This window comes from Methanobrevibacter sp. (assembly GCF_015062935.1).
GTDB lineage: Archaea > Methanobacteriota > Methanobacteria > Methanobacteriales > Methanobacteriaceae > Methanocatella.
This window is the reverse complement of record NZ_SUTM01000037.1, coordinates 1-11,260: the sequence shown is the minus strand read 5'-3', so window position 1 is coordinate 11,260 and position 11,260 is coordinate 1. Positions and strand designations below refer to the sequence as shown.

The 11,260-nt window shown below is 30.0% G+C and carries 7 protein-coding genes; 1 reads left to right on the top strand and 6 read right to left on the bottom strand.

The window, feature by feature from the left end:
• The first annotated feature begins 260 nt into the window (after positions 1-260).
• Positions 261-1,304, top strand: a complete 1,044-nt coding sequence (locus E7Z81_RS11860; RefSeq protein WP_292748106.1) for a metallophosphoesterase — start codon at positions 261-263, stop codon at positions 1,302-1,304.
• A gap of 291 nt (positions 1,305-1,595) precedes the next feature.
• Here E7Z81_RS11860 and E7Z81_RS11855 read toward each other — a convergent pair whose 3' ends face one another.
• The 6 genes from E7Z81_RS11855 to E7Z81_RS11830 all read right to left on the bottom strand — a co-directional run bounded on the left by E7Z81_RS11855 (position 1,596) and on the right by E7Z81_RS11830 (position 11,142).
• On the bottom strand, positions 1,596-2,804 hold the full coding sequence (locus E7Z81_RS11855) for an ATP-binding protein (protein WP_292748104.1): 1,209 nt from the start codon (positions 2,802-2,804) through the stop codon (positions 1,596-1,598).
• A 792-nt stretch (positions 2,805-3,596) separates the two neighbouring features.
• Complete coding sequence (locus E7Z81_RS11850; RefSeq protein WP_292748102.1) at positions 3,597-5,030, bottom strand: Ig-like domain-containing protein; 1,434 nt, start codon at positions 5,028-5,030, stop codon at positions 3,597-3,599.
• A 39-nt stretch (positions 5,031-5,069) separates the two neighbouring features.
• On the bottom strand, positions 5,070-6,491 hold the full coding sequence (locus tag E7Z81_RS11845; protein ID WP_292748100.1) for a hypothetical protein: 1,422 nt from the start codon (positions 6,489-6,491) through the stop codon (positions 5,070-5,072).
• A 626-nt stretch (positions 6,492-7,117) separates the two neighbouring features.
• Positions 7,118-7,651, bottom strand: a complete 534-nt coding sequence (locus E7Z81_RS11840; RefSeq protein WP_292748108.1) for an NAD(P)H-dependent oxidoreductase — start codon at positions 7,649-7,651, stop codon at positions 7,118-7,120.
• A 191-nt stretch (positions 7,652-7,842) separates the two neighbouring features.
• Entirely contained in the window at positions 7,843-9,303 is a 1,461-nt protein-coding gene (locus tag E7Z81_RS11835; RefSeq protein WP_116592022.1) for an AAA family ATPase, read from the bottom strand.
• 273 nt (positions 9,304-9,576) lie between these two features.
• Positions 9,577-11,142, bottom strand: a complete 1,566-nt coding sequence (locus E7Z81_RS11830; protein ID WP_292748095.1) for a hypothetical protein — start codon at positions 11,140-11,142, stop codon at positions 9,577-9,579.
• Between the last annotated feature and the right edge of the window lie 118 nt (positions 11,143-11,260).

Here is an 11,260-nt window from a genome sequence, read left to right as displayed (position 1 = left end):
ATTTGACTTAAAACTGAGGTATTGGGATGAGGACAATGCGATTTTCTAAAAATCACTTAAGTTTTTGAAAGTGCCGTTTTTGTTTGACTCTTACGAAAACATTGTTGATTGTAAAAAATGAAAATATAACAACAATAAAATCAAAATAATAAATAGAGATTATGAATCCTATCCATTTTTTTACATTAGGTTATTACCCAGAGTATCTGTTAATAGGGATTATTTTTGGAATTGTCATTGGATCATATTCATTTTTTAGAGTGAAATATGCTTTTAATGATTCCAGATTATCTAAAAACAACGTAACAATAATTAGCGCCATAATTTCCATATTTGCACTTATCTGCTGTTTGAATATATGGTCAAATGCTGCAATATACACATTATACCTCTTTCTATGCTCATTATTTGCAGACATCATAAGATTAATAGTGAAATACCCTCTTAAAGACAAATATCTGAAATTTATGCCGAAACTTCACAAAAAAGGCGGGTTAGCGCTAATCTTTTTCATTATCATAATTATATCTGGAGTATACGGCATGAACCATATTGACCAAACCGAGTACAATATTACAACACAAAAAATAGGCAATGATTCATATAAAGTAATATTCATCAGCGACACACACTACGGAAGTATTCAAAATCCCCAATTGCTCAAGGACTCAATTCCAAGGATTAATGAATTGAAACCGGATATTGTTATTTTAGGCGGAGATATTGTTGATGAGCGAACAAGCAATTCACAAATGAAGGAGGTATTTAAAGAGTTAAGTAAAATCAACTCAACATACGGCATATATTACATATTCGGAAATCATGACACACAGCCTTCACAGACAGATTATGAAAACGGGAACAGAACATTTACAGACCTTGAATTAAATCAAACAATCAGGAAAAATGGAATAACAATACTGAATGATGAAAAAACAACAATAAATGGAGACATTGTTCTGGTTGGAAGAAGTGACGCTGAATGGGATGGAGTTGCAGATAGAGCAAATGTTAGTGAGATATTAAATGAAAGCGATTTGTCAAAATATGTAATAATTGCAGACCATCAGCCTTTAGAAGGGATGGAAAATTCAAAATTAGGTGCTGATTTGCAAGTTTCAGGCCATACCCATGGAGGACAGGTATTCCCATATAAAGAAATGATAGAACTTATAGGAACCAATACCTATGGAGAATACTCCTTTGGAGATATGAAGCAAATAGTGTCTTCAGGATTTACAGGATGGGGATGGGGAATTAGAAATGAAGCAAAATGCGAATTTGTGTTAATTAACATTAATTAAGACACAACATTAAATTAGAGATATTGCGATATGCCAGTATCCTATACAAAATATAATGTACTTTTAGCTCTTACAATAATCTCATTAATCATGACTTCATATAAATTTATCGATTAGCTACAAAGTTACTAAATATAAGACACTGCAATTCTAATAACAATATTAAATATGTAAACTATTTTTGTAGGAATTCTTACAATTAACCAAAAAGCATAAAAATAGATAAATGCATCGATAAAAATTAAATTATCAAATAAAATCATGAAAAATGTATCCTCAAAGAAACCTCAATTATATGTAGTCTGATGTTAGAAAGTCTATGATGTTTCTGTGTTTTAATCCGCTACCTGAGAAGTCTATTTTGTCCATGCTCAAGACGTATTTGTCGAAGTTGTCGTTGATTTTTGCAAGTCCTGAAAATTCCCTTTCTATTGTGTTATCGTTTTCCAGTTGATATGTTACCTGAATGTAGAGTTTTTCTTTGTCCCGAGTACATACGAAATCTATTTCCTTTTCGTTTATCATTCCTATTTTTACATCATACCCTCTTCTGAGAAGTTCTATATAGACTATGTTTTCAAGGATTGAGCCTATATTTTCTATTTCCCCATATTTTGCCTGGTAGAATCCATGGTCGACTAGGAAGTATTTTTCATTGTGTTGCAGTACTTTTTTTCCTTTAATGTCTTCTCTTGGTACCTGGTGTATGAAGCATGCGTTTTTGGAGTATAGAAGATAGTCCAGTATTGTATCCTTTGATATTTTTCTTCTTTCATGTTTCATGTATTTTACAATGTTTCCGGCAGAGAAGTTTTTTCCAAGGTTCATTATCACATAGTCAAGTATGCGATTTAGCATGTCACTGTTTCTTATGTTGTGTCTTGTCACTATGTCTTTTAGAAGTATTGTATTGTAGATATCACCTAAATAGGAATATTTGTCCTGAACTGCAACCTGTTGTATTGGAGGCATTCCCCCATATTCCACATACTCTTTGAACAGTTTCTCCAGATCAGTTGTGTCTATTTTTTCAATTTCCTTTTTGTATTGTATGAATTCAGCAAATGAAAATGGGTAGATGTTTATTTGGTAGTATCTGCCTGATATTAGTGTTGCCATTTCGCCTGATAGAAGTTCTGAGTTGGATCCTGTGATATATATGTCGCAGTCAAGGTCAACTCTGCATGCATTTATGCTTTTTTCCCAGTTTTCCACGTTTTGTATTTCATCAAATAATAGGTAGACTTTGCCTTTTGTGTTTTTGGTCAGGTTTATTATGCATTCATCGAGCTGTTTGAAGTTTTCTATCTTGTTGTATTTCATGGATTCGAATGAAATCAGGAATATGTTTTCTTTTTTTATTCCACGATTTTCAAGTTCATCCTGGATGCTTTTTAGGAGATATGTTTTGCCGCTTCTTCTAACGCCTGTTATGATTTTGATAGGTTCCTTGCCTATCAGTCTTTTGATTTGGTTTAAGTACAGTTCCCGTTTAATCATTTTTTCACCGCACAATACTATGTATTGAATTTTGTATTTTAAAATATATAAATTTTGTCGATTATAATCTACAAAAATAATAATATTGATATATTTGTAGAATACAATCGATAATATGTTTAAAGTTAATGTAATTGTCGAATACACTCGACAACATACAAACTAATAATTAAATAATAGATTACGCCTCCCCATTTAAGTAATTTTGCTTATAAATGAAGACAATTTTACAAACTCATACAACTATTACTTCAAACATGAAAATAAGATGGATTTCAAACACAATACATAAAAAAAGACTTATACACAGTGTAAAGAAAATTTGTCAACGCAAAATCAAAAAAAAATAAAATCCCATGAAATATAAGCACCCACCGAAAAACGGCCAAAAATAACCTCAAAAAATAATTAATAAAAACATTATTTTTAAAAATACGTATTAATAATAAAGTAATAAACAGTTCCATAATTCACAATGTTTAAAATAAGAAAAATTACCTATTAAAATGATATAAACTGAATAGATCATATAAATCATTTAAAAATCTTGTTGCCCGTATACTATACAAAATATAATGCCCTTTGAAAATAATCTAAAAAAATTTGGTAAAAATAATTCTTTATTAAAAAAAGAGAGGAACTTTTATCTGCATAAATTTCATCGTAATCAATTCAATACCCATCAGTCGGCAAATGCATAACCCGCATATTACCTGCCCTGAAATTTAAATCGGCTTTTTGTCACACAAATTTTTAAAATAAAATAAAATAAAAGCAGATGAATTTAATCATCTACGTAATTTTAAGATTAACATTTTTGGTTACCTTATTATAGTAGCTATTGCCTTTGTAGGTTATTACGGATTTAAAAGTACCTTTTTTAGTCAATGAGGTAATTTTAAATGTTGCAACACCTTTACTGTTGGTATTAGCAGTGTAAGTTTTCTTGTTGACCTTAAGAGTAACCTTAATGTTTTTCATGACCTTATTTAAATTATTTTTCAATGTTATTGTATATTTTTTGGTTTTAACTGATTTTTTGAAAGTTCTTGCCTTAGCGGTTATTTTTGGAGTAGTCTTTTTAACAGTCACTTTAACGGTTTTGGTTGATTTAAGATAGTTACTGTTTCCATCAAATGCAAATGTTATAGTATGTGTTTTAGGAGGTAAGCTGCTTAGGGATTGCTTAATTTGACCGTTATTATCAGTTTTTAAAGGATATTTAACTCCCATGAGGGTAATAAATACATCAACACCACTAATTGCTTTACCGTTAGCATCTTTTAAAGTAGCAACTAAGTTTTTATTTTGATTGTAAACTATTGAAATGGCTGAAGCTGAAATTGATGTTGCAATTGGAGTAACATCTCCTGTCCCATCAGTTGGAGTATCGGTTCCAATATTCTTAAATGTGACTACTGCATTTTTTGAATATTCTTTTCCGTCAGCTGTCCTTTTATAAGTGATTTTTATATTATACTCTCCGTTAAGGTTGCCTGTTAAATCACTACCGTATATCGCTATACTTGGAGTTCCTGATCCTGTGAATGTTTTAGAATATATCTGAGCCCCATTTGCAGAAATGCTTACCTGACCATTAAGACCGGATGCAGTTTGTGTATCAAAGACCGTACAGAAATAGTCGTCATTAGATTCAACTGCCAAATCATATGCTTCTATAAAATTGTCAGGAGTTAAATCTGCTGACTCAGTTACTTTTAAAGTGCCTGATGCGATTTTCATTTTTTCTATGTTGGAATCATGGCTGTTATAGTAAACTGTAATATTGTAGTCATCTCCCCAAAATATGTATAAATCATCAATAGTTAAGCTTATGGAATTTTCACCACCAGTGTTATAAAACCTAAAGTTGGAACCTCCATCCACATTTACTTCAACATGATCATTATAAAATTCAGGATAAATTGTATCGTCCTTTTCTTTTAGATAGTTTGGCAAGTCAAAGCTGACAACAGCCTCTTTACTCTTAATGTCAGCTTCTGATTTTATAACAACATTAAAATCTTCAGCGGCAGGATCTTGTAAAATCTCGTCATTTTCATCAGAGCCTAATGTCTCAACATCATCTGCTGGAGTTTCAACTACCATTTCATTTCCCGCATCATCAACTGCAAGTGCACCTGCATCTTCAGCTGCACTTACAGCACCTACTGTTAGAATTGCCAATAACAATAACGTTATCGCAACTATTTTTTTGAAATTCATTATTTTCACCTCATTGATTATTAAAAATGCCGTGAATATCTATTTGACAGTGATTTTAACCTTTACAGATTTGGAATTGTAGTATTTGTTACCTGCATATTTAACGGTTGCAGTGTATTTACCTTTTTTGGCCAATTTGGTAATTTTAAATGTCGCAACACCTTTGCTGTTGGTTTTGGCAGTGTAGGTTTTCTTGTTGACTTTAATTGTCACCTTAGTGTTTTTCATGACTTTATTCAAATTGTTTTTTAAAGTAATTGTGTACTTTTTGGTTTTGACTGATTTTTTGAAAGTCTTTGCTTTAGCTGTTATCTTTGGAGTTGCCTTTGAAACAACTACTTTTGCACTGGCAGAAGACGCTTTAAAACTTTCATCCCCCTCAAATTTAATATATGCATTATATGTTTTAGGGGCCAGTCCTGAAGGGATATCAACACTTACCTGGCCTTTAGAATCAGTGACTTTATTATAAGTTTTTCCGTTGAAATTAACTGTGACATTTTCACCTGATATAACACGGCCATTTTCATCCTTAAGAGTGAATGTGACTTTACTGGCAACATTATACGGAGTGGTTAGTTTGGATGATGTGATTTTAGTGGCAGTTTGTACAATGACAGGAACCCAAGGGTTTACAGTAACTATGAATGTTTTTGAGAATGTTCCAACATTGTCAAAAGTTTCGTCATACGTGAATAAAACTTTTATAAAATGTGTTCCAACAGTTAAATATTCAAATAGCACCTTTGCAGAGTTTACATCATCAAAATGATATTCCGGGAGGCTAACTCCATCCACATAACAATTCAAAAATCCGTATACGGGTGAAGCGAATTGAAGAGTGACATTATTATTTCCCCCTTCTGTAAATTCCATCCTGTCAAGTTTTGCAGAAATATTTTTATTGTTTTTTACGACCCATATACTAAAAAATGTATCGCCATTTCCTTTATTGGTTTCATATTCAACCCAATAATCAATAAAATCATAACCTACTGTATATATAGGATTACCTCCTATTGGGACAGTTAAATTAACAATTCCAATACCATCAATTATGTCGGCAGATGCCAACAAGGTATTATTGTATTTGAAAGGTCCGAAGTCATTCCACCCTGAATAATAAACCCTGAATGTTCCATTAGCCCCTTTGGCATCCACACCAATATGAAACATTTCGCCTTCAGAAAAATCAATATGCTGGCCTGAATAAGGATAAAAAACATCAGGCTCAAAAACCTCATCCTCACTTAGGATTTCTTCTGAATCCTCTGCGCCATTTATTTCATCATCAACTGTATAAATTACATTTTCATCATCGACTTGAGAGACTGTTAAATCATCAGTCGGTTCAATGGCTGTAACATTATCATCAGCAATATCCTCCGATGCACTTACAGCTCCAATCGCTATAATCGCCAATAACATCAATGTTATCAACATTATCTTTTTCAATTTCATATTTATCACGTCTGATTATTGCAATAATCCCTTGATAAACAAATTTTAACCTAAATGGAATGAAAAAAAGAATGAATTATTTAAAAGCATAGCTAAGCTAGTATAACTGTGCATTTTGTCTGCAACTATTTTAAATAACTTTAAATAGCATTTAATATATAAATTATAAATGTTACTTGCAATCATTCAATTTACCCATTGTTTGTTTAATAGTAACATATGAAAGTGATTAATAAAAGTGTTAAGGGCACTTTTATCTAATAATCACTTTTCACTATTTGCATCTTTTTTTCAAACATTCAATACTTAAAATCAACTGTTTAATCAAAAGATATATGTATATATATAAGTACTATTATTTAAATTAAAGCTCAAAAATGCGTTATTTAAAAAAAATAACTGTTAAAAATACTTTACATAAATTGATAATAAAAAAAGAAACTAATTAAGACATAACGAACAAATACCATACTTTTTTACAAAAACAATGAAATTTTATTAAAAAAAATTAAACAACCCCCAAGGCTGCGAACTTTACAAATTTTAGATAATAAAATATTTACATAATTAGGAACAACTAATTGTTTTAACTGAAAAGATATAGTTAAAAGACCATAAACTGATATTTATCTGTCAATTCCTTCTTTTAGATATGTTGTTTTTTCAAAAAAATACATACTAACATCTTTAGTTTTTCCTGCCAACTTATCTTTTATAAATATTGTTTCCAATGCATTTATTTTGCCGTCTTTTTCCAAATCATCGTAACTGCTACCTGCACTAATTAGGAAGTTTCTATGGACCATTGTCTTCATTGATGCAGATTTACCGTCATCATAATCATATTTAAATCCCTTTGTAAATACTCTTGCAAAATAACCCACCAATTTTGAAGGTGCATCCATCCAAAATAACAGAAATATGAATGTCAATACATCTGCATTATTAATTCTTTCCTGTTCAAGAAGCACATCTTCAGCTAAAGGACATGGAATATTATTATTTTCTCTTAAATATTCCTCTTCAGTAATATCTGAATTAAAATTAGATCCATATAAATCTGTGATTGTGTATGAGATATTTATTTCTTCCAATCCATCAATATATCCCTGTTTAATGGTATTTGTGATTGATTTTTCACTAGGATGACAATATAATATAGCACTTTAGGAGTTCTATTTAACATATTATCCATTTAAAAAGTTATTAAAATAATTTTTGCCCGTACACTATACAAAATATTTAGTACTTTTAGCTCTTACACAATTAATATGATATAATAATATTTAAACACACTACACCATAAACAAAAAATGGAAAATAAATAATATTTCCCAAATTTTAATAGTTTTTACATTAATGAGAAAGTTTTTATTGGCACGAATATTACATTATCAACTTTTTCAATTGTTTTTGTTGTATCAGATATAACAATTCCATGTGGAGCTTTATAACGTCTTATTGCATCCTTAATTTGATCAGTACCTTTATTACCGTGTCCAACTTCTATTGGGATTACTTCATCAAAATCTTTTTTTATTATAAAATCAACCTTTTGCTTTTTCACTTTATATGTATCGTAGAATATACTGAATTCAAAGAACTGTTCACTATTTTTCAAATTAACAAGGTTTGATCCGACTAATGTTTCAAGCAATATTCCTTCATATTCACTCAATTTTATAGATGAAAATCCGAATTTGAGATTTATTGCATGCATTATGCTTGGTGTTGCAAAATAATACTGCCATGATTTTTTTGCTCTTGCATTTGCACCTGCATAAGGTTCTGTGTGAAATATCAAATGAGTCTTTTCAAGTAAGTCCATTATTGTATTAACACTTCCTGCAGAAGTTTTGATTTTATTTGCAAGCGCATTTTGTGAAATGTCACCAGGATATTTTTCCGCCAAAAATTTCATTAATCTTAATGCATTTGTTTGTGTATTTGCAGTCAGGTTATTCATTGTCCCTAAATCTTTTGTCACCACAGTTTCAACTGAGTAGTATAATTTTTTAAATGCATTTCTGTGATTCGTATCATGCATCACTGACGGAAATCCTCCAAATTTAAAATAATTATCCCAATCCATTGAATGATAATTTTTTAGATTTAATAAATCACGATTTACCTGCTTTTCTTTTATGATTGCATTATCAACATTGCCATTAAATAATAAATCTATCAAATCATTGGAAATATCTGTGTGATAATTATATTTTAATTTTAAATGTTGTGAATAATTTAGGGGAGTTATTGGATATCGTATCATCCTTCTTGCGGCTTCAGCATTATATTCAAGATTTATTGCTGATGAACCTGTAAAAATCGCAAATATATTTTTAGATTTATCAGTGATTATTTTACCTGAAAGTGACCAATCTTTATCAAAATGTGATTCGTCAATTAATAAGAATAATTTTTCATCAAGTGTCTGCAGTGAGGAGTTATGGAATGTTTTTAGATAATATTTGATGGTATCATAGATGTCACAATCTTCTATTTTATTTAGTTCCTCACAGGAAAAATATAATATCTGTTCATGACGGATATTTTTTTGATTCAACAAGTAGTCATATACCTGAAATAAGATTGTTGTTTTTCCAACACCTCTAAGACCTGGCAATACAATATAACGATTAACATTATTTCCATCGATGAATTCATCTATAAATGTTCTTATTTCTTCAAAATCATCCCTATGATTAAATTTAACACCCCTATTTGATAACTCATTGTTTAGAGATAAAGGAGTATCTGTTATTTGGCTTTGTAAAAAATCATGAATTGAATCTTCATTATCAGGATTCATACTAAATCACCTCTTTGATAATATATTGAACACTATTATATAAATATATATTCAATATATTGAATGATAATATATAAAAGAATATTCAATAAAATTTATAATATTGAAAAACATGACAAAATTATTTACACTTTAAAAAGTAAATAAAGTCCTTAAAATAGATTTTAGCCACAATTATACAAAATAGCATTCATAACGACTGTAAAAACAATAATTTATGGAAGTTTTAGATGTATTCACACCCAATTATTTAAAACTCCTATTATTATCAATTTAAAAAGACAAGAAATATTTTTCACGAATTTTTTTACTTCCATGATTCTGATCTTTAGAATTTAATGCGTTAATTAAATAATCCCAAACATCATTTTTAGGAATGATTATTGATTTAAAACCCCTAAAATTCCAATTTTTATTAAATGATTTGAAGATTACTTCCTCCCCATATTTTGATTTTGCTTCTTTTAGATTTGAAATATTTTCAGAATCTAAAGGAACATGTGAAGAAAAGCTATAATTGGGTAAGCAAATAGGATTCATATTTAAATGCAATATTCGAATATCACATTCCAATGCCTCATCCAATTTTAAAATTGAATGAAGAATTCTTGTTTTGGATTCATAAGTCCTCATGATATAATCAAAATCCAATGACTCCTCAGCTAATTTAATATGTTCATCCAAGTATTTTAGAGAAATCTCCTCAATACTGCCATTATGATTATCCAAAAAATCAAAAAAGTCTAAAAAATCAAAATAATAAAGATTATCGATGTAAAATTGAATCCATTCATATTCTTTCAAGTAATCATAAGATTCTTGTGTTAAAAATGTTTTTTCAGACACGAATTCTTCTAATGGCAAATTACTTTCAGCAATTATTTGAACAAGATGTTTTTTATTGCCCGTGGCATCAATACCATGTTTTTCTAAAAATTCTTTCAATTGCCAACGCCTCAAGTCTTTTGAAAAATCCTGCCAATTAGCTTTACAGGCATTATGAGTCAAAAATCCTCCTTCAAAGGACAAATCTCTAAGTTGTTGTCTAAAACACCATGGGACAAAAGACAAATCATATAATGCAAAATCTGCATCATTACATTCATCAACAAGAGTATAAAGTTTAAATCTATTCAAATCAACAGGCATGACATATGAATCATCAACCCTTGGGATTAGACGATACTTATTGTCAGCCATTTTACAAAATTCAATTTCATCCATACAAGTTGTTTGAGCATTCTCTTGGGAGTAATTTTCTTCAGACGTATCCTCTTTAAAATCAGCATACATTTCATCCAAATCCGCAAAATTATTTAAATGAAGGCTATCATATTCCCTTTTTAAGGAATCATCCAAAAATATTTGGAGCAGCAAATCATTATATAAATGGTCCCCATAATAATCATTTTCTAAAAGCATGTCTTTTGTATCCTTAAGGTCTTCATGTGAATCAACAAAATCTGCGAAAATATCCATCATTTCAAACTCTTTTAAACTTAAATGAACTAAATCAAGATCAAAACCACAATTTTTACAAGAACCCTCTTTATAATCCATTTTTTCAAGACATATCGGACAGGTTTCATCCTTTGACATAACATTCCCAAAGAACCATATATAATCATACAGAAAATCAGAAAACATTTCATGAGCCCTAAGAATTAGCTCTTCTTCTTTAATACTGCCATTCTCAAATCCATTTTTTAATCTATCTTTAATTGACATTGCCTCACTTTCTGAAATCTTACCTTCTTTGATTAGATTTTTCATATATTCCGTTAAATGTCTGCCATCTCCAATTATAGTTTCATAACCTGGTTTTTCAAATAATTTCATATTATCAACCACCTTTGAACTTCCCCGTCTTTGATAAGACGGGGATTCGCAAACCCAAAAAAAGATATTTTTTTGGGGATATTTTTTACTGCACCGTCGTTCCGACGATTTTTAATCC